The sequence below is a fragment of the Microbacterium sp. MYb62 genome (genome assembly GCF_002979475.1).
Classification (GTDB): domain Bacteria; phylum Actinomycetota; class Actinomycetes; order Actinomycetales; family Microbacteriaceae; genus Microbacterium.
The window spans coordinates 44,914-64,515 of the sequence record NZ_PCOY01000022.1 but is presented as its reverse complement, the minus strand read 5'-3'; the positions used below and the strand labels follow the sequence as shown (position 1 = coordinate 64,515).

The window sequence follows — 19,602 nt, the reverse complement described above, 5'->3', positions numbered from 1 at the left end:
CCCCCCCCCCCGGAGGTCGGCGCATCCGAACCCGGTGCTCACGCCACCGCGGTGCTGAGGCTGCGCTGCTCGATCAGCGGGCAGGCGAACACGTCGCGCTCGCCGAGTCCGACGCGGTTGATGTAACGCACCACGATCGCGTACGAGGCGAACAACCCCACCTGCGTGTACGGCACGTCATGCGCCCGGCAGTACTCCGCGATGAGTGGAGCCGCGCGGCGCAGGTGCGGGCGCGGCATCGACGGGAACAGGTGGTGCTCGACCTGATAGTTCAAACCGCCCATCGCGATGTCGAGGAAGCGACCGCCGCGGACGTTCCGACTCATCAGCACCTGGCGTCGGAGGAAGTCCAGGGTCATGTCCCGGGGAACGACCGGCATCCCCTTGTGGTTGGGCGCGAACGCGATGCCCATGTAGAAGCCGAACAGCCCGAGCTGCACCGCGAGGAAGACGAACGCGATCCCCGGGGAGAGCACGATGAACACCAGCACCAGGTAGCCGATCATGCGGATGCTGAGGAACGCGATCTCCGCCCATCGCCGTTCGAGGCGGCCGCGGACCACCACGCGGCGGACGCTGGACGCGTGCAGCGACAGTCCCTCGAAGAGCAGGATCGGGAAGAACAGCACCCCCTGGTGTCCGCGCAACCAGCTGATGGTCGCGCCCTGGTGTCTGGCCGCCGCCTCTGGCGAGACCGCGATCACCGGGAGCTCGATGTCGGGGTCGGACCCGAGCTTGTTCGGATTGGCGTGGTGGCGCGTGTGCTTGTGCTGCCACCAGCCGTAGCTCATGCCGACGAGGAGGTCGCCGAGGATGAGGCTGATCCAGTCGTTCCAGCGTCCGGACACGAAGATCTGCCGGTGCGCGGCATCGTGCCCCAGGAAGGCGATCTGCGTGAACACGATCGCCAGGACCGCGGCGGTGAACAGCTGCCACCAGGTGTCGCCGATCCAGATGAAGGCGAGCACGCACACGCCCACCGCGACGGGAGCGGCGATCAGCTTCGTCCAGTAGTAGCCGTATCGGCGGTGCAGCAGTCCGCGCCCGCGGACCTGCTGCGCCAGCTCGGTGAAGGTGCTCGACGGTCGGGGTGCGCTGTCGCGCGGACGCGTGCGAATGGTCGGACGGATGCCGTCCATGATGACCTCTTCTCCGGCGCCGACCGCTGCGGCGGCACCGTGTTCCACGACCCGTCGTCATCGATTCCCGGTCGTCGTCGGAGGCGGCCCTCGGAGACGAGGGGTTCGACGTCAACGCTACGCCGCGAACCTGCGTGCGCTCACAGGCGGGAGTGCCTCTTCTTCGAACGCTGTGCGCGCGCGTCCGTCCCCACTGTGCGGGACGAGCCGCCGGGATGATGGCCGATGCCGCTTCGCGAGTCCACCCCGGCGTGAGCAACACGAGCCGTGCGCGCCTCCTCGCCCGACGGATCTCCCGGTCGTCCCACCGGATGCGATACATTGCAGTGTAGGTAGAACTTCAGGCTCTACTGCGGTTACGTGCTCGAGTGGAGGACATGTGGCACTCTCAGGCGGACCCCTCGAACGCCGATCGATGAGCGACGAGGCGTACACCCGGTTGCAGGATGCGATCATCAGCGGTGAGCTGCGCCCCGGCGAGCGTCTGCGTGACTACGAGCTCGCGGAGCGCCTCGGCACGTCGAAGACCCCGATCCGTCATGCCCTCGACCGCCTGGCCGACCACGGGCTCGTCGAGATGCAGCGCAACCGGTACACCCGGGTCGCGCCGATCGATCTCGATCAGGTCCGCAACGCGGTCGACCTCTTCGGCGACATCTGGATCGGCTCGGTACGTCATGTCATGCCGCTGATCCAGGATGACGACATCGTCTATCTCACCGAACTCGCCGACGAGATGTGCTCATCGATCAAGGCCCACGACGTCGCGGGTTTCGGCATCGCACTCCGTGCCACCGCCACCGGGTTCGCGCGCATCGAGGGCAACGATGCGCGTGCCGTCATCATCGAGCGCCTCGGACCGCAGATCCGGCGGTTCAGTCAGCATGCGCGAGATGCGTTCGACTGGGATGTCGTCGAGGCGTTCGTCATCTCGCTCCGCGAGGCGATGCTCGACCGCGATGCCGTGAAGACCAGGGCCGTCCTCGTCACGTTCTTCGACGAGGTGCTTCCCGGCATCATCGATCGCGCGGAGCAACAGGAGCGCGGCCGCTCCGATATCGCCGAATAGAAGCTCGCGCTCGCGGCCCGCCGCATCCCGCCGTTCACGAAGATGGATACCTATATCGGTCTCGGCGAGTGAACGAAGCGCCAACTTGTATTGACACCTTCGTGAGAAACGCCTGCGGACGCGGGTGCGGGTTCGAGACTGGGCTCCGGGCATGGACATCACCATGCCCGCGAACCTCAGTCATCGGAGAAGAAATGCCCTCGTTCCGTAAACGCGCTGTCGTCGTGGCCGCCGTGGCCGCCGCGGCCACGTGTCTCGTGCCCACCCTGGCTGTCGTGCCCGCAGCGGCCGCCGAGGAGACGAATCCCGTCAAGACTCTCGTCGTCGGCATCGACGGGGCGTCGTTCGACTTCCTCGCCGGCGCGGACATGCCGAATCTCGACGCCCTGATGGCGCGGGGCATGGTCTCATCGAGCAACCTCTACGGTTCGCCGATGGCCGGCACCATCTCGGGGCCGGGGTGGTCGACCATCGCGACGGGCGTCTGGCCCGACAAGCACGGCGTCGTCGACAACAACTTCACGGCGCCGCGATACGACCTGTATCCGGACTACCTCACGCGTATCGAGGCCGCACAGCCGGCGCGGTCGACCGCGGTCGTTGCCACGTGGGCGCCGATCGCGACGACGATCTTCGGCTCCGCGGTGGACTCCCGCGTGCGGGGAGGGAACGATGCCGGAACGACCGCGAGGGCGGTCGAGACCATCGCGGGTGGCGCGGACGACGTGTTCGTGCACCTCGACGAGGTCGACGGCGCCGGTCACAGCACGGGAACCAACGGCGCCGCCTACAACCGTGCGCTGGCGAAGGCCGACGGGGAGATCGGTCAGATCCTCGCGGCAGTCGATGCCCGTCCGGCCGACGAGGAGTGGCTGATCGTCGTGACGGCGGATCACGGTCACACCCCGACCGGAGGACACGGCGGAAGCAGCCCGGCAGAGCGCAAGGTGTTCGTGGTCGCCGCGGGTCCCGGGATCGAGCCCGGAGTGCGCCACGACGTCAAGGTCTCCGACATCGCGCCGACCGTGCTCTCCGCCGTCGGCATCGCAGCGGACCCGGCATGGAACCTCGACGGCACGGCGGCGGCCGTGCTCGCTCCCGACGACTTCGATGCGCTGCGTCCGTCGTTGCAGACCAGGGCGGATGAGACCCGCCCGGGCGCTGGCGTCCTGGGGTGGACGCACGCGACACCGGAGGGGTGGACGATCGACAACTCCCGCATGCCGGCCGGTGGCGTGAAGGAATGGGCGGGCTGGTCGTTCGCGACCGACGACTTCTGGACCAATGTCGAGCTCGGGCAGCGGCGTGAGACCGCGGTGCGAGCCCGCGACGTCTTCGCCGTCGCCGACTCCGACGAGTGGGATGACAAGGCGCACGCTGCCGGTGCATTCGACTCGACCCTCGTCAGCCCCGCCTACCCGCTCACGGGAGCGAGCGCGGCGACGCTGTCATATGCGACCAACTACGTCATCGACGGTCCGCAGTCAGCCGAGGTGCTGGTCAGCTTCGACGGCGGGGAGCCGCAGTCGCTGAAGGCCTATTCCGCCGACACCAACGCGAACGAGGCGCTCGCCTTCGACGTGCCTGCCGGGGCGAGGACGGCGCAGTTCCGCTTCCACTACACGGGGACCAACAGCGCGTTCTGGGTGATCGATCGCGTCGCTCTCGGTCAGGCACAGGCGCCGGTCGACACGCAGAAGCCCGTCGCCACTCTCGTCGCCCCGACCACGGCGGGACCGATGCCGGCGCTGCAGTTGCAGGTGCAGGCATCCGACGACGTCGCGCTGAAGCGCATCGTCGCCAACATCTACAAGGACGGAAAGCTCGTCACGAGCACGCAGTCCGCGATGAACGGTGCGACCAGCGGCGTCCACCAGGCCACGATCACGCTCCCCGACGGTGCCTACACGGTGAAGTACAACGCCGAGGACGCGGCAGGGAACATCGCGCAGACGGGTGTGTTCTCCTTCGCCATCGATGGGACTCCGCCCACCGCGACGGTCAAGGACGGGGCTTCCTTCACGGCGGGATCCGCGGGGACGTACGACCTCGTGAGCTACAAGCTGTTCGACGCGGGCAAGGTCTCGCTCGTCACGATCAACGGCGTCGCGAAGGACCTCGCCGACAACACCTGGTCGGACGTGAACTTCATGAAGCCGGGTGTCTTCGGCGCCGTGAGCGGGCAGAACACGATGATCGTCCAGGACGTGGCCGGGAACACCGCGACCGTCACGTTCACCCTGAACTGACAATCCTTCCCGCGGGTGGCGCCGTGATCCGGCACCTCCCGCGGGGCAGGTCTTCCGTTCGCAGGACCCCATGTGCGGCAGATCCACAGGAACCGCAAAGGGTCGTCTTCTATCCTTGGAGATCCCAAGGGGAGTACTCCGATACGGTCGGGTCGTCATTACGGATGCACGTCGCATCCCGGGCCACCGGTTCCTGTTTCAAGGAATGGAGAAGACTTTGGCGGTACCGTCGTACCCCGAGTCTGGAGTCCTCATTTGGATATCACCCCGCTGATCTGGATCATCACGATCGCGATCACGATCGCCTTCTTCGTCTACGAGTTCTTCGCCCACGTGCGCACGCCGCATGAGCCGACGATCGCGGAGTCGGCACGCTGGTCGATCTTCTACATCAGCCTCGCGCTGCTGTTCGGCGTCGGCATCGGCGTCTTCTCCGGCTGGACGTTCGGTGGCGAGTACTTCGCCGGCTATCTGACCGAGAAGGCGCTGTCGATCGACAACCTCTTCGTGTTCCTCATCGTGATGACCGGCTTCGCCGTGCCGAAGATCTACCAGCAGAAGGTGCTGATGATCGGCATCGTGATCGCGCTGATCCTGCGAGGAATCTTCATCGCCGTCGGCGCGACGCTCATCGAGAACTTCTCGGCGATCTTCTACGTGTTCGGCGCGCTGCTGCTCGTGCTCGCCTATCGTCAGGCATTCAGCAACCACGAGAGCAACCCGGCGAACGGGCGGTTCATGACGTTCGTGCGTCGGCACCTGCCGGTCAGTGACGAGTACAACGGAGACAAGCTGACGGTCGTGAAGAACGGCAAGCGCTTCGTCACCCCGATGCTCCTCACGATCATCGCGATCGGGTTCATCGACCTCGTCTTCGCCGTCGACTCGATCCCGGCGATCTACGGCCTCACCGACCAGGCCTACATCGTCTTCACCGCGAACGCCTTCGCGCTGATGGGTCTGCGCCAGCTGTACTTCCTCATCGGCGGACTCCTCGAGCGCCTCGTCTACCTCGCGCAGGGCCTCGCGGTCATCCTTGCCTTCATCGGCGTCAAGCTCGTCCTGCACGCGCTGCACGTCAACGAGGTGCCGTTCATCAACGGTGGCCAAGGCGTGGAATGGGCCCCCGAGATCCCGATCTGGTTCTCGCTGCTGTTCATCGGCGCCACCATCGCGGTGGCCACGGTGGCGAGCCTCATCAAGACCCGCCGTGCGCCGGAAGCCGTCGGCACCTCCACCGGCACCACTCCTACCGACACCACCCCCACCATCACTCACAAGGAGCACTCTTGAGCGCGCAGCGCTGTTCTGACTCTTCGGACTCTGACAGTACGAGCGCCCGGTTCACACCGGGCGCTCACCCCACCGCAGAGGAGGTCGCCCGCTGATGGGCGACCTGCTCTGGAACATCGCCCTCGTCTTCGCGTTCGTGCTGATCGGCGGTGTCTTCGCCGCCACGGAGATGGCGCTGGTCACGCTGCGCGAGAGTCAGATCAATGCGATCGGTCAACGCGGCCGTCGCGGCGCGAAGGTCGCCGCCCTGGCACGCAACCCCAACACCTTCCTCTCGGCCGTGCAGATCGGCGTGACCGTCGCCGGCTTCGCGTCGGCGGCATACGGTGCGACGTCGATCGCGCCGTCGCTGGCGCCGGTGCTCGAATCGTGGGGCCTGGCACCCGCGCTCGCGCTCACCATCGCGACGCTCGTGCTCACGCTCGTGATCGCGTACCTGTCGCTGGTGCTCGGCGAGCTCGTGCCCAAGCGGCTCGCGATCCAGCGCAACGCGCAGTTCGCCTACGCGGTCGCGCCCGCCCTCAACGGGTTCGCGACGGTGATGCGTCCGGTGATCTGGCTGCTCTCCGTGTCGACGAACGCCCTCGTGCGTCTGCTCGGCGGGGACCCGCACAAGACGAGCGACGAGATGACCGACGAGGAGGTTCGCGACATCGTCGCGAGCCACCAGGGACTGCCCGACGACGAGCGACGCATCCTCGATGACGTGCTCTCCCTCCGTGGTCGGCAGGTCAGCGAGGTCATGCGCCCGCGGCCGGAGGTCGTCGCCCTCGACGAGGCTGCGAGCGTCGGCGAGGTGCTCGCGCAGGTGCGTGACCTTCCGTTCTCGCGATACCCGGTCTCGGAGACCTCGATCGACGACATCACCGGGTTCGTCCACGTCCGTGATCTGTTCGAAGCCGCAGCCGACGATCCCGCGCGTCTGCTGAGCGCGCTCATGCGCGACATTCCGTACATCCCCTCGACGGCCCGTGTGCTGCCGACCCTGACCAGGATGAGGGCCGAGGGGCATCACATCGCGGTGGTCGTCGACGAGTACGGCGGCACCGACGGTCTGGTCACCCTGGAAGACCTCGTCGAGGAGGTCGTGGGCGAGATCTTCGACGAGTACGACGCCGAGGTCTTCATCTCGGCGGACGACGGGCTCGACGGGCGCCTCAACCTGCAGGACTTCGAGGAGGCCACCGGGCTGGCGATGCCGCGCGGTTCATCGGACACGATCGCCGGATTCGTCACCGAGCAGCTGGGTCGTCTCGCGGTCGTCGGCGACGTGGTCGAGGTGCCCGGCGCGACCATCCAGGTCGCGGAGCTGGACAGACGACGGATCTCCCGCGTGCGGGTCATGACGGATCCGGCCGTCGAACCGGAGGTGTGACCGCCCGACGCGGCCGTCAGGCCCTGGGCACCTCGGTGCCCAGGGCGCCGAGTCCTTCGGTGAGGATATCGACCAGCAGACGCGCGTACCGGCCGTCGGGGTCGAGGTCGGGGTCGAAGACGGTGATCGAGGCGCCGACGGCGTGCGGCGCGAGTTCCCGGAGCAGCGCCGTGAGCTCTGCTGCCCCGATCCCGCCGGGGTCGGGGCTGTCGACGGCGGGCATGATGGCGGCGTCGAGCACATCGACATCGACTTGGAGCCAGTAGGCGGACCCGGCCACGGCGGCGGACGCGGCGCCGACCGCTGCGGCACCGAGGGAGAGGACATCGGAGGCGGGCGTCACCCTGCCGAGGACGCTGCGCACCTCCGCCAGGTCTTCGTCGTCGGCGCGGTGGCCGATGTGTGCGGTCCGCTCGGCGGGGAAGTAGGGTCCGAGTCCATCGATGTCGGCGATCTCCGGCCAGTGCCTGCCGATCGCGGCCGCCAAGGCCTCTCCGGCCACGGCCGCGCATTCGTCGCTGTTGCCGGGATGGCGGAAGTCGGTGTGGCCGTCGACGTGAACGAGCCCGATGCCGCCGCGGTTCACGGTCGCGAGGCCCGCGCCGAGCAGGATCGCGCAGTCGCCTCCGATCACCAGTGGCGCGTCGCCGTCGTCGAGCACCTTCCCGATCCGCGTCGCGAGGCGCCGGGAGTGGTCGATCGTCGCGTCCTGGTTCCGCACCCGGCCGGCCGGTCTCGTCTGGTCGTCGTCGACATAACGGCCGGCGAGGACGACGCCGGAGTCGGTGGCGCCGAGCTCGGCGAAGCGTGCGAAGAGACCGGCCTCGCGCAGGGCCTCCGGCGCTTTCGCCGCTCCGGGAACGCTGCCGGGTTCCGGGGGACGGAGGCCGAGGTTGGAAGGGGCCGAGAGCAGTGTGATCATGCGCCCATCCTGCAGTGGGGGTCGGACATCCGGTCCCAGGTCAGACGCGGAATCGCACACCCGTGAGGGTCTCGGCCGCCGCCCACAGTGCGGATCCGGTCGCCGGTGCGCGTACCGCGTCTGTCGCGGCCACCCGCACCGGCGCTCCGCGGAGCTCGAGCAGCCCGCCCGGTCCCCAGTAATCGCCGTCGACGACGTCCGCGGCGGTGGCCGCATGCACGACCGGCAGCGCGCCGCCGTCCTTGCCCTGCACGAGAACGCGACTCGGTGCGGCGAGGGCGCGGAGGAATGCGGGCACCTCGGCGAGGCCGGAACGCCGAGGGCTGAGCGGGTCGACGGCATACCCGGGGTGCGCGCAGGCCGCGATACGGGAGGAGCCCTTCCACCGTCGGGCGAGTTCGAACGCGAAGGTCATCGCCGCCGCCTTCGACCGTCCGTACTGGGCGAGCGAGGAGCCGCGCCAGGGGGCATCGACGCGTGCGGGGTCGAGATGCGCGTAGCGGTGCGTGATCGAACCGACGACGACCACACGCGCATCCGTCGCGAGGGACGGCGCGAGCTGCGCGACCAGGGCGAAATGCCCGAGGAAGTTCGTGCCCATCATCAGGTCGAACCCGTCGTCCGTGCGCGCTGCACGGTCGGCGGCCTTGACCCCGGCGTTGCAGATGATCGCGTCGAGTCGTTCGTCGAGGCCGGATGCCGCCGTGGCGATGCTCGGGAGAGCGCCGAGGTCGAGGGGGAGGATGCGGAGGTCGGCGTCCGGCACCCGGCTCCTGATCGCGGAGACCGCCGCATCGGCGCGCTCGGGGGAGCGGCAGCCGAGGAGCACCCGTGCGCCGCGCGCAGCGAGCTGCTCCGCGCACCAGTACCCGATTCCCGCGTTCGCCCCGGTGACGAGGGTCGTGCGGCCGCGAAGGTCGCGTGTCCGGCGTGGGGCATCCATTCCCCCAACCTAGAGGGACCGGACTCCGGTGGCGTCAATGATCGTGGTGATCGTCGACGTCGTCCTCGAGGAGCATCCCGACCGACGTCGCGCACGCATCGCCCCGCCAGGCCTCGATCCCCTCGCGCACCGCGAAGGCGGCGATCACGAGTCCGGCGACGGCGTCGGCCCACCACCAGCCGAGCAGGGAGTTGGCGACCAGGCCGACCAGCACGGCGGCGGAGAGGTAGGTGCAGATGAGCGTCTGCTTCGAATCGGCGACCGCCGTGGCCGATCCGAGCTCTCGACCCGCGCGACGTTCGGCGAACGACAGGAAGGGCATGACCGCGACGCTCACGGCGGTCAGGATGATGCCGATCGTGCTGTGCTCCGGGCGCTCCGCGGTGATCAGGGCCGTGACGGATGTCGCCGTGACGTAGATCGCGAGGGCGAAGAAGGCCACGGCGATCACCCGCAGGGTCGGCTTCTCCCAGCGCTCGGGGTCGCGGCGCGTGAACTGCCAGGCGACGGCGGCGGCGGACAGGACCTCGATCGTGGAGTCCAGTCCGAAGCCGATCAGCGCTGCCGAGGAGGCGACGGATCCGGCGGCGATCGCGATGACCGCCTCGATCAGGTTGTACCCGATCGTGATGCCGACGATGAGGCGGATGCGGCGGTGGAGGACGTCACGGCGCTGCGCGGTCGCTGTGGCGGTCATCAGCAGGTGCATCCTTCACCCGAGCAGCAGTCCGGCTCGACGATGAGCGTGACCCGCATGAGCATGTCGAGAGCGGGCGCGAGATGGCGGTCCGCCAGTCGGTAGCTGCTGCGGCGGCCGTCGGGGACGCTCTCGACGAGTCCGCACCCGCGCAGGCATGCGAGGTGGTTCGACATCGCCTGGCGCGAGACGCCGAGGGCGTCGGCGAGGTCGGCGGGGTAGCGCGGTGCTTCTCGCAGCGCGAGCAGGACCCCGGCGCGAGTGGGATCGGACAGCGCATGTCCGAGTCGGGCGACGGCGGCCGTGTGGGTCAGGGAGGCGAGTGCGGTGGTCACGGCTTCACTGTACAGAAAATGGTGAATTCAAGAAACCCTGAATTAAGGAACGGGTGGGGAGCGCGATCACCTGTCGTGCTCCCCGCCGGGTGGGTCAGCGGATCGCGTAGACAGCGCTGCCGACGATGACGGCGATGATGGTGGTCCAGCCGATGATGGCCAGCGCCTGCCAGAACAGGATGCGTCCCTTGGCGATACCGGATGCGGCGAGCATCGTGGCGGTGAACTGCGTCGGCAGCACGAGAGGACCCAGCAGGCTCACTCCGGGGACGCCGTAGCGGTCGAAGGCGCGCTGGAACTTCTCCCACCGACCGGTGTTGCGGCCGGAGTCGGCGGAGTCGGCGGAACCAGAGGCCTCCGCGCCGGTTCCGCCACCGACGACGGCGACCCGGCGCGCCTTCGAGCGATTGACCACGCTCCGCCTGGCGCCCGAGCTCACCAGCACCAGCACCGCGACGCACAGGAAGTTGCCGACGATCGCGGCGATGGCGGCGACCACCGGCGGGATGCCGCCGATGATGCCGATGCTGACGGCGCCCTCGCCCTCGATGAAGGGGATCGCGCCGGCGAGGGCGACGATGAGCGGCTGCACGAGTTCGGGCACCTGGGCGACCAGGTCCTGGAAGGTCTCGATGAGGTTCATGGGATGCTCCCGGATGTCGATGCGAACGGAGTCTCCGCCGCGATGACTCCAGTCCAGCCGACACTCGTCCGCGGCGGCAGTGTCGGGCCGTCACCGCTTTCCGGGTGGATCGCACGCGGCATCCGTGACATCTGTCACGCCCGTATCGTGGGGAGCGTGAGCAGCAGCGCCGAGCCCGTCGCCCCCGTCGAACCGAGTCCGGGCGCGCGTCAGCTCTCCCGAGGCATCACGGCGACGTGGTGGTACACGGTGACCGCCGTGATGTTCCTGCAGCTCATGCTGGTCTTCGCATGGACGGGAATCGTCGCCGCGCATGATCTGCGTGGCCTCCTGATCCTCGCGACGGCGGGTGGTGGCCTGCTGTGGTGCGCCTCGACGGTGATGCTCCTCTTCGACTACCGCCACCGCGTCGATGCCGAGCCCGGCGTCCGCTGGAGGCGGATCGCCGTTCCGCTCCTCGTCGCCGCCGCATACGGCATCGCGGCGGGGTCGCTCGTCGGGAGCTGGCAGCTCGTGGCGATGCCGATGGTGCAATCGGTGGTGCTTCTGAACTGGCCGCGCGGCATCCGCGTCCGCGTCGTCGTGGCGGGCACGCTCCTCCTCCTGGTGCTGACCGTCATCGACTCGTCCTCGGGTGCTTTCGGATCGGCGTTCCCGTGGTGGGCGGCCATGATCTACACGATGCTCTTCCCCGCGATGACGGTGAGCTCGCTGTGGTGGTGGGATGTGCTCGTCACCCTCGACCGCGCTCGCGCGTCCGAGGCGAAGCTCGCCGCGACACAGGAGCGTCTGAGAGTGGCGACCGACGTGCACGACCTGCAGGGCCACCACCTGCAGGTCATCGCGCTGCAGCTGGAACTCGCCGAGCGCCTGCTGCCGGCCGACGCCGATGCCGGGATGGAGCAGCTCCGCGCCGCACGGGTCAGCGTCGACGAGGCGCGACAGGGGACGAGAGACCTGGCGACACGATTCCGCTCGGTGCCGCTGGGGGATGAACTCGCCAACGCCCGCGACCTGCTCACGGCGGCGGGCCTCGATGTGGAGGCGACGATCGATGCGGAGGCGAACGCCGCACCGGCATCTGCTCTCGGCCCCGTGATCAGGGAGACGACCACGAACGTGCTGCGCCACGGCGGCGGCCGTCGCGCGCGCCTCGTGCTCACACGGATTCCGGATGCGTGGCGCTACGAGATCGCGAACGACGCGGTGCCCGGCGTCCAGGTCGAGCATGACGGCTCCGGACTGGAGGGTGTGCGGCGGCGGATCGACGAGGCCGACGGCTCGCTGGAGGTGCGGCGTGACGCGGAGGAGTTCGTGGTCGTCGTGACGGTTCCCGCGCGGACGGAGGGGACACGATGATCCGGGTGCTGCTCGCCGACGACGAGGCGATGATCCGATCCGCGCTCGCCGCGCTGCTGCGGCTGGAGGACGACATCGAGGTCATCGCGGAATGCGCGGACGGCGAGCAGGCCGTCGCCGAGGCGCTGCGCCTGCAACCCGACGTGTGCCTGCTCGACCTCGAGATGCCCGGGCTCGACGGTGTGCAGGTGGCCGAGAAGCTGAACAGGGCTATCGCGACGCGCTGCGTGGTCGTCACCCGTCATGCGCGCCCCGGCGTGCTGCGTCGGGCCCTGGCATCCGGTGTGTCCGGTTTCCTGCCGAAGTCCCGCGGGGCGGACGAGGTCGCTGCGGTGATCCGTCGGGTCGCCGCCGGTGCGCGCTATGTCGACCCGGAGATCGCGGCCGATGCGCTCAGCGACGAGCGCTCGCCGCTCACCGACCGCGAGCTCGACGTGCTGCGTGCCGGTCGACGGGGCGAGACGACGGGGCAGATCGCGCGAGCCCTCGCCCTCGCTCCCGGCACGGTGCGCAACCACATCTCGGTCATCCTCGGGAAACTCGCCGTCGCCACCCGGCAGCAGGCCGTGCTCATCGCCGAGGAGCGTGGATGGATCTGACTGCCGATATGCTGGCAGGCATGGGAATCATATGCGCCGCGCCCATGATGGCGTGCACCTACGCGATCCGCGACCGCCGCGCCTGACGGCGCGCTCGCTCTTCGCACGCATCTGCGCGCCGTCCACCGAGATGTCATCGCACCTCGGGACGGGCAGCATCGACTGACGCCTCTTCCGCGTCCTCCCCTCCTTCGAGGTGCTCCGATTCTTCTTCTGGAGCGCACTCATGCCTCGTTCAATCCATGGCGGCCGTCACGAACTCGGCCAGAACTTCCTCACCCATCGTCCGACCCTCACCCGGATCACTGCGCTCGTGCAGCGCACATCGGGGTCGATCCTCGAACTCGGCTGCGGTGACGGCGCCTTGACCCGTGTGCTCGCGGAACTGGGTCGACCGCTCACGGCGATCGACGTCGACGAACACCGCGTGCACCGGCTGCGGAGATCGCTTCCCGGCGTGCGTGTCGAGGTCGCCGACGCGACGCGCCATCCGCTCGATGCCGAGGTCGTCGTCGGCAACATCCCGTTCCATGTGACGACGCCGATCCTTCGCCGCCTGCTGTCGCGGGGGCGGTGGAACGAGGCGGTGCTGCTGACGCAATGGGAGGTGGCGCGCAAGCGCGCCGGTGTCGGGGGTGGCACGATGATGACGGCGCAGTCCGCGCCGTGGTTCGAGTTCGCCCTCGAAGGGCGCGTTCCGGCCTGGGGTTTCGCGCCGCAGCCCAGCGTGGACGGCGGCGTGCTGTCGATCACCCGCCGAGGCTCACCGCTCGTGCCCGCGTCGGATCGGCAGGCGTACGAGGCGTTCGCCCGCGCGATGTTCACGGGGCGGGGTTCCACCCTGCCTGCGGTGGTGGCAGGTGCGGCGCGCATCCCGATGCCGCGCGCTCGGCAGGCGGTGGCCGCGGCTGGAGCGGCCGACCGGCGGCTTCCGCGTGATCTGCGTCCGGAGCACTGGGCGGCGCTCTGGAGGCAGGTCGGTTCGCGGTGACCCGCGGAACCGTCGCGCAGCCTCTTCGCGTCGACGGTCTCGTCGGGGTCATGCGGATCGTGCCCGCCCCGTGGTCAGCGCGTTCCGAGCTGCGCGAGAACCTCCCGCAGCCGGACCGCGAACGCCGCCGGGTGGTCGACGAATCCGGTGTGGTCGCCGGGGAAGCGGACCGGCTCGATGCCGAGCTGCGCGCCGAGCGCCGTCGTCGTGCGCTCGCAGAGCTGATCGACCGATTCTTCGCCGATGCCGAGTGCGAGGTGGCCGGCGCGTGCGCGAAGCGCTTCGACATCGGGTTCCCAGCGCACGCTCGCCGGCAGTTCGTACCGGAACCAGAACTGCTCGTCGGCGTGGCTCTGCGGGTCGACCTCGCCGCCGAACCACTGGATGAGCATCTCCTCCGGCATCGGGATGTTCGCCTGTGCGAAGAACAGGCGCCACGCGCCGATCCGATCACCCGAGAGGGCTGCCGTCATGAGCTCGTCGGTCCGGCGGCGCTGCGCGATGCGGTCGGGGAGAAGTTCGAGGAGCGGCGGCTCGTGCGCGATGACCGTGGGGGCGAGATCGGCGTGCGTCTGCGCGAGCGCCAGGCTGGTCACGGCGCCGCCGCTCGAGCCGAAGACGGTCGCGGGGCCGCGGTCGACGTGCTCGATGAGCGCGGCGAGGTCGGCGGCGCGCCGCTCGGGCGTCGAGCCCTGGGAGCGGTCAGGCAGGACGCTCCGCTTGATCCCGCGCGGGTCGGTGGTCAGCACGGTGTGCTCGGCGGCGAGCTCGTCCGCGAACGGGGCGAAGGCGTCGGCGTCCATGGGGGCGCCGATCAGGACGAGCAGCGGTCCGTCGCCGCGGAGTTCGTAGTGCAGTCGCGCGTCGGGGAGATCGAGTGCGGACGTCGTCGTGCTCATGGGGTGCTCCTTGTCCTCGGCGGTCAGACCATGACGGATCGTGATGATCCGTCGTCGTCCGCCGAACGTGTCCAGGCATCCAGGTTCGCCCCGACGGGCATCGCGACGCCAACACCTTCTGATTCTCGATTGACGCGTCCCTGTTGTGAATCGGGTATAACGAAGGCATGGCCGATGAGCTGGAACACCGTCTGCTGCGGCACTTCGTGGCGGTGGCGGAGGAGCTGCACTTCAGCCGCGCCGCCCACCGGCTCTTCATCGCCCAGCAGGCTCTGAGCCGTGACGTCCGCCGCCTGGAGGATCGGCTCGGGGTGCCGCTGTTGAGCCGCTCCACGCGCAGCGTCGAGCTGACCGAGGCCGGGCGTCGGTTGCTGCCGCGGGCGAAGGAGATGCTCGCGCTGCACGACCTCGCGCTGAAGGAGGTCCTCGAGGAGGAGCCGCTGATCGTCGACGTCGTCGACCCCGCCCTGACGCCCGCGATCGTGCTGGACGCGGCCCGGCACCGCGCACCGGATCGGGAGTTCTTCGCGCGCTTCGGCGCTCCCGGCGGCCCGGTCCCGTCCGGTCCGTCCTCGGACGTGGTCTTCGACCGTCTGGCCAGGGCTTCGGCCGGGGTCTCCTCCCAGCTCGTGCGGTACGAACCTCTGGCCGTGCTGATACTCGAGGGGCATCCACTGGCTGATCGCGATGCGGTGCCGTTCGAGGCCTTGCGGGAGACCAGGGTGTGTTCCCGCGCCGGCGCGCAGGTCACGCCGGGGTGGCTGGATGCCACCGCCCAGCTGCTCGCTCCGTTCGGCATCGACCCCGCCATCGGGCATCCGATCGTGCCAGGAGGGGAGGAGCTCGCGCAGCATCTGCGCCTGCGCAGCGCCCCCATCCTCACGCTCGTGTCGCAGCCGCCGGTCGACGGCGCGGTGATTCGTCCCGTCGTCGATCCGGTCCCTCTGTTCCCCTGGGCGATGGTCTGGCGCTCCGGCCTCGCGCACCCGGCCCTGCAGGAGTTGCGAGCGACGGCCGCCGTGTTGTCGGAGGAGCGCGGCTGGCTCGAGATGCCGGACGACGCGTGGGTACCGTCGCCGGAGAGCCGAGGGTTGTCGGCCCCGTGAGAAGAAAACGTGAAGGCGATCCGCCCGAACGAGGAATACCCAGTGTGAGCACAGACAGCGACATCATCCGCCGGTCGGAGCGCGCGCCGCAGGACTTCGCCGAGGTGTTCGATCGGCATGCGGTCTCCGTGGAGGCTTTCCTGCGGCGGCGTCTCGGCGCCGACGCGGCGGAGGACGCGCTGAGCGAGACCTTCCTCATCGCCTTCCGCCGGCGCGGATCGTTCGATCACGCCTGGGAATCGGCGCGGCCCTGGTTGCTCGGTATCGCCTCGAGGGTCGCCGCGCGGCACCGGACGACCGAGGCCAAGCATTGGCGAGCGGTCGCCGCATCCGCGGGGGCCGGCGAGCACTCCACCGGTGGCGGCATCGACGAGGCCGGTGGCCGGGTGGATGCGGCGGCGGCGATCAGGGAACTGGCGCCGCGCATCGCGGCGCTGTCGGCACGCGACCGCGAGACGCTGCTGCTCCATGCCTGGGGTGGCCTCTCGCACGACGAGATCGCGCAGGCTCTGGGCGTGCCCGTCGGCACGGTCGGGTCCCGGCTCAATCGGGTGCGACGGAAACTCGCACCTCCGGGATCGCAGGTCACTCGGCTCACCTGGATCGGAAAGGAGATCGAAGATGGACGTGTCGGAACTCGTGCGTGAGATCGAGAGCGCACCGGACGGAAACGCTCCCGAGAGGATCAGTCGATCACGGGCGCGGCTGGTCTCGGCGATCGCCGATCAGCGGAAGAGCCGTGTGCGACGCCGATGGGTCTGGGGTGGATCCGCGGTCATCGGGACGGTGTCCGCCGCTGCCGTCGTGGCGACGATCGTGATCGCCGGCGCGGTGGCACCGGTCGCCCCACCGCCGGCCTCGGCGGCGGCCGTCGCCGTGCTGAACGGCGCAGCGGACCTCGTGGTCGACGGCCTCGATCCGGTCCTCGCTCCGGGTCAGTACCTTCGGATCCGCGAGACGTACGACGTCGTATCGCTGTGGGACGCCGATGCCGACTCCGGGACGGCGCCGGAGGACGAGGGCATCGCCGGGTTCAACACGTCCGCACTGCCCACCTCGGAGGGGGCCGTGCACACGCGAGGGATCCGAGATCTGTACGTGCCGGGCGACCGCTCGGAGGACTGGATCCTCGACGACCGTTTCGTGAACGAGGTCGTCGACGTGTTCGGCGACCCCGCGACTCTTCCCGCCTACGAGCGCATGGTGAAGGTCGCTCCCGAGCGGGACGCCGACCCCGGCGGGATCGAACGGCTTCCCGGTGGGTTGCAGACGTGGGATCCGGAGTACGCCGACGACGATGCGTACTACGACCCGTTCCGTGAGTTCTACGACGAGATGCCTCGTGATCCCGCCGCGTTGCTCGGCTGGTACCGCGAGCACCTGAGCACGTCGGACGAGGACTCGTATCTGTTCTCGGCGATCGGTCGCTACCTGAGCACCGACCTCATGCCCGCCGACCTCCGTGCCGCCTCGCTGCGGGTGCTGGGTCTGCTCGGCGGCGTCGAGGTGGAACGCACCGAGGGTGCCGTCACCACGCTGGTGCTGCGGACGGACATCGGCGAAGGGTCGGGATTCGGCGATCTGCTGGTGTCGGCGATCGACATCGACACCGCCACCGGTCGCATCGTGGGCATCCGTGAGTCGTACCCGCACCGGTCGACGGAACTGCTGCCCGCCGGCCTGCCCTGGGCCGGCTGGGTCATCGAGGTGAGCGTGGTCGACGAGGCCCCGCAGCCCTGAGAGCGCGCCGCTGTCCGAGGGCGGGGGTAGCCTCGACGCATGTCCGCCTTCGCCACGCTCACGTCGCCGGTCGGGATGATCGGCGTCGTGAGCGACGGTGCGGCGATCACCCGCGTCGCCTGGCGATCCACTCCGCCCGAGGGAAGCATCGTCTTCTCAGACCCGGCGGCCGAACCGCTGCTCGCCGAGGCGCTCGCGCAGCTGCGCGCCTACTTCGCAGGCGCGCTGCGTCGGTTCGACCTGCCGGTCGACCTCGGCGATCAGACCGTGGCGACGCGGGCTGTTCTCACGGCGCTGCACGAAACCGTCGGGCACGGCGAGACGATCACCTACGGCGGGCTCGCCGCCCGCAGCGGCACCGAGGTGCCGGCCAGGGGGATCGGTTCGATCATGGGCGCGAACCCCGTCCCGCTGATCGTGCCCTGTCACCGCGTGGTCGCCGGAGACGGACTCGGCGGGTATTCCGGTGGGGACGCCGGGCACGGGCTCGAGACCAAACGCTGGCTGCTGGAGCACGAAGGGGCGCTTCCGACCTCGCTGTTCTGAGGGGGAGTGTGCGGCATCCGTCATCCCGTCATCTCCACCGGGAACACCCTGCGAGAATGGACGTGCCGAGTCCCGAGCCGAGGAGCCAACGTGCAGTTCATCTCCACCCGCGGCGGCATGCAGCCGCAGTCGTTCAGCGAGACGCTGCTGGAGGGCCTCGCGCCCGACGGCGGGCTGGCGGTGCCCGAGGTCATGCCGAGCGTCGATGCCGAGACGCTCGAGCGCTGGCGAGCGTTGACGTACCCGCAGCTGGCGGCGGAGGTGCTGGGCCTCTTCGCGACGGACGTCCCCCGCGCCGACCTGGCGCGGATGACGGATGCTGCCTACGCCGACTTCCCCGATGGCGTGGTGCCGCTGCGGGCGATCGACGACGAGTTGACCCTGGTCGGCCTCTCCGAAGGCCCGACGCTCGCCTTCAAGGACATGGCCATGCAGTTCCTCGGCCAGGTGCTCGAGTACACGCTGGAGCGCAACGACGCGGTGCTCAACATCCTCGGCGCCACCTCGGGCGACACCGGGTCGGCAGCCGAGCACGCGCTGCGGGGCAAGGCGCGGGTCGCGGTGTTCATGCTGTCGCCGCAGGGGCGCATGAGCGCGTTCCAGCGGGCGCAGATGTTCTCACTCGACGACGCGAACGTGCACAACATCGCGGTCGAGGGCGTCTTCGACGACTGCCAGAACCTCGTGAAGAAGCTCGCCGGAGACCTCGAGTTCAAGCGGTCCCAGCACCTGGGCGCGGTGAACTCCATCAACCTCGCGCGCATCACGGCGCAGACCGTCTACTACTTCTGGGCCTGGTTGCGGGCGACCGACGCCGGCGGCTGGACCGAGCTGTCGTTCACCGTGCCGTCCGGGAACTTCGGCAACATCCTCTCCGGGTTCTTCGCGAAGCAGATGGGGCTTCCGATCCGCCGCCTCGTGCTCGCGGCCAACGAGAACAACGTGCTCGACGAGTTCTTCCGCAGCGGCGTCTACCGCCCCCGCAGCGCCGCCCAGACGCTCGCGACCTCGAGCCCCTCGATGGACATCTCCAAGGCGTCGAACCTGGAGCGCTTCATCTTCGAGCTGGTCGACCGAGACCCCGCCCGCGTCGTCGGCGCCTGGGACGACCTCGAGGCGCAGGGATACTTCGACTTCTCCGCCGAGCAGGAGCGCTTCCTCGAGGAGTTCGGCATCGTCAGCGGCACCTCGACGCACGAGGATCGGCTGGCGACCATCCGCTCGGTGTACGAGGCGACGGGCGAGGTCATCGACCCGCACACGGCCGACGGCGTCAAGGTCGCGCGCGAGTACGTCGAGCCCGGCGTGCCGATGCTGGTGCTCGAGACCGCCAAGCCGGAGAAGTTCGCCGAGACGATCCACGAGGCGATCGGCGTCGAGCTCGGCTACGCACCGGAGCTGCAGGAGATGCTCGATGCGCCGCAGCACGTGACCGAGATGGCCGACGACGAGCACGCGCTGCGCGCCTTCATCGAGACGAACGCGCTGCACTGACCCTGCAGTCGCCGAGACCCACGCTCGAACCGAGACCCATTCCTGCCGACGTCGGCGGGGATGGGTTTCGGCGTTGATGGTGTGTCTCGATGCCATGATCATCCGTGTGCGATGTGCACATCCCGGAGTGATGTTCGTGCGATATGCACATGTCGTGGGAGAAGACCGCGTCGATACTCTGGCGCACAACCCGCTCCCTCCTC

The 19,602-nt window shown here is 69.2% G+C and carries 19 protein-coding genes; 12 read left to right on the top strand and 7 right to left on the bottom strand.

Annotation, left to right across the window (positions count from 1 at the left end; translation table 11 throughout):
* Positions 1–38: 38 nt before the first annotated feature.
* Positions 39–1,139 (bottom strand): acyl-CoA desaturase, encoded by a 1,101-nt coding sequence (locus tag CQ042_RS16985; protein WP_105671637.1) that lies wholly within the window; start codon positions 1,137–1,139, stop codon positions 39–41.
* Positions 1,140–1,518: 379 nt separating this feature from the next.
* Here CQ042_RS16985 and CQ042_RS16980 point away from each other — a divergent pair, with 379 nt between their 5' ends.
* The 4 genes from CQ042_RS16980 (at position 1,519) to CQ042_RS16965 (ending at position 7,125) form a co-directional block, all read left to right on the top strand.
* On the top strand, positions 1,519–2,208 hold the full coding sequence (locus tag CQ042_RS16980) for a GntR family transcriptional regulator (protein ID WP_258132297.1): 690 nt from the start codon (positions 1,519–1,521) through the stop codon (positions 2,206–2,208).
* A gap of 194 nt (positions 2,209–2,402) precedes the next feature.
* Complete coding sequence (locus tag CQ042_RS16975) at positions 2,403–4,457, top strand: alkaline phosphatase family protein (protein WP_105671630.1); 2,055 nt, start codon at positions 2,403–2,405, stop codon at positions 4,455–4,457.
* Positions 4,458–4,712: 255 nt separating this feature from the next.
* Positions 4,713–5,750 carry a TerC family protein gene (locus CQ042_RS16970; RefSeq protein WP_105671629.1) on the top strand — a complete coding sequence of 346 codons (1,038 nt, stop codon included), beginning with the start codon at positions 4,713–4,715 and terminating at the stop codon, positions 5,748–5,750.
* A 94-nt stretch (positions 5,751–5,844) separates the two neighbouring features.
* Positions 5,845–7,125, top strand: coding sequence for a hemolysin family protein (locus CQ042_RS16965; protein ID WP_105671628.1), 1,281 nt, complete (start codon positions 5,845–5,847; stop codon positions 7,123–7,125).
* A gap of 16 nt (positions 7,126–7,141) precedes the next feature.
* On the opposite strand, the gene CQ042_RS16960 is transcribed toward CQ042_RS16965, so the two are convergent.
* The 5 genes from CQ042_RS16960 to CQ042_RS16940 all read right to left on the bottom strand — a co-directional run bounded on the left by CQ042_RS16960 (position 7,142) and on the right by CQ042_RS16940 (position 10,665).
* Positions 7,142–8,047 carry an arginase family protein gene (locus CQ042_RS16960; protein WP_105671627.1) on the bottom strand — a complete coding sequence of 302 codons (906 nt, stop codon included), beginning with the start codon at positions 8,045–8,047 and terminating at the stop codon, positions 7,142–7,144.
* A 40-nt stretch (positions 8,048–8,087) separates the two neighbouring features.
* Entirely contained in the window at positions 8,088–8,990 is a 903-nt protein-coding gene (locus CQ042_RS16955; RefSeq protein ID WP_105671626.1) for an SDR family NAD(P)-dependent oxidoreductase, read from the bottom strand.
* 34 nt (positions 8,991–9,024) lie between these two features.
* Entirely contained in the window at positions 9,025–9,687 is a 663-nt protein-coding gene (locus CQ042_RS16950) for a cation transporter (protein WP_105671625.1), read from the bottom strand.
* On the bottom strand, positions 9,687–10,022 hold the full coding sequence (locus tag CQ042_RS16945; RefSeq protein ID WP_105671624.1) for a helix-turn-helix transcriptional regulator: 336 nt from the start codon (positions 10,020–10,022) through the stop codon (positions 9,687–9,689). Before CQ042_RS16945 ends, CQ042_RS16950 begins: the two co-directional genes overlap by 1 nt.
* A gap of 94 nt (positions 10,023–10,116) precedes the next feature.
* Positions 10,117–10,665, bottom strand: coding sequence for a small multidrug efflux protein (locus CQ042_RS16940; protein ID WP_105671623.1), 549 nt, complete (start codon positions 10,663–10,665; stop codon positions 10,117–10,119).
* A gap of 156 nt (positions 10,666–10,821) precedes the next feature.
* Between CQ042_RS16940 and CQ042_RS16935 the strand changes: the two genes are divergently transcribed.
* The 3 genes from CQ042_RS16935 (at position 10,822) to erm (ending at position 13,614) form a co-directional block, all read left to right on the top strand.
* Entirely contained in the window at positions 10,822–12,024 is a 1,203-nt protein-coding gene (locus CQ042_RS16935) for a sensor histidine kinase (protein ID WP_258132296.1), read from the top strand.
* Positions 12,021–12,623: a response regulator transcription factor gene (locus CQ042_RS16930; RefSeq protein ID WP_105671622.1), complete on the top strand. Its 603-nt coding sequence runs from the start codon at positions 12,021–12,023 to the stop codon at positions 12,621–12,623. Before CQ042_RS16935 ends, CQ042_RS16930 begins: the two co-directional genes overlap by 4 nt.
* Before the next feature lie 226 nt (positions 12,624–12,849).
* A complete protein-coding gene (gene erm, locus CQ042_RS16925; protein WP_105671634.1) occupies positions 12,850–13,614 on the top strand; it encodes a 23S ribosomal RNA methyltransferase Erm in 765 nt (254 codons plus the stop codon).
* A gap of 74 nt (positions 13,615–13,688) precedes the next feature.
* Here erm and CQ042_RS16920 read toward each other — a convergent pair whose 3' ends face one another.
* Positions 13,689–14,513 carry an alpha/beta fold hydrolase gene (locus CQ042_RS16920; protein ID WP_105671621.1) on the bottom strand — a complete coding sequence of 275 codons (825 nt, stop codon included), beginning with the start codon at positions 14,511–14,513 and terminating at the stop codon, positions 13,689–13,691.
* Between the two features lie 167 nt (positions 14,514–14,680).
* Here CQ042_RS16920 and CQ042_RS20760 point away from each other — a divergent pair, with 167 nt between their 5' ends.
* The 5 genes from CQ042_RS20760 (at position 14,681) to thrC (ending at position 19,399) form a co-directional block, all read left to right on the top strand.
* Positions 14,681–15,619: a LysR family transcriptional regulator gene (locus tag CQ042_RS20760; RefSeq protein WP_105671620.1), complete on the top strand. Its 939-nt coding sequence runs from the start codon at positions 14,681–14,683 to the stop codon at positions 15,617–15,619.
* Positions 15,620–15,663: 44 nt separating this feature from the next.
* On the top strand, positions 15,664–16,266 hold the full coding sequence (locus tag CQ042_RS16910; protein WP_105671619.1) for an RNA polymerase sigma factor: 603 nt from the start codon (positions 15,664–15,666) through the stop codon (positions 16,264–16,266).
* Complete coding sequence (locus CQ042_RS16905; RefSeq protein ID WP_105671618.1) at positions 16,241–17,359, top strand: hypothetical protein; 1,119 nt, start codon at positions 16,241–16,243, stop codon at positions 17,357–17,359. Before CQ042_RS16910 ends, CQ042_RS16905 begins: the two co-directional genes overlap by 26 nt.
* 39 nt (positions 17,360–17,398) lie before the next feature.
* Positions 17,399–17,905, top strand: a complete 507-nt coding sequence (locus CQ042_RS16900; protein WP_105671617.1) for a methylated-DNA--[protein]-cysteine S-methyltransferase — start codon at positions 17,399–17,401, stop codon at positions 17,903–17,905.
* 90 nt (positions 17,906–17,995) lie between these two features.
* Positions 17,996–19,399 (top strand): threonine synthase, encoded by a 1,404-nt coding sequence (gene thrC / locus CQ042_RS16895; protein ID WP_105671616.1) that lies wholly within the window; start codon positions 17,996–17,998, stop codon positions 19,397–19,399.
* Positions 19,400–19,602: the final 203 nt, after the last annotated feature.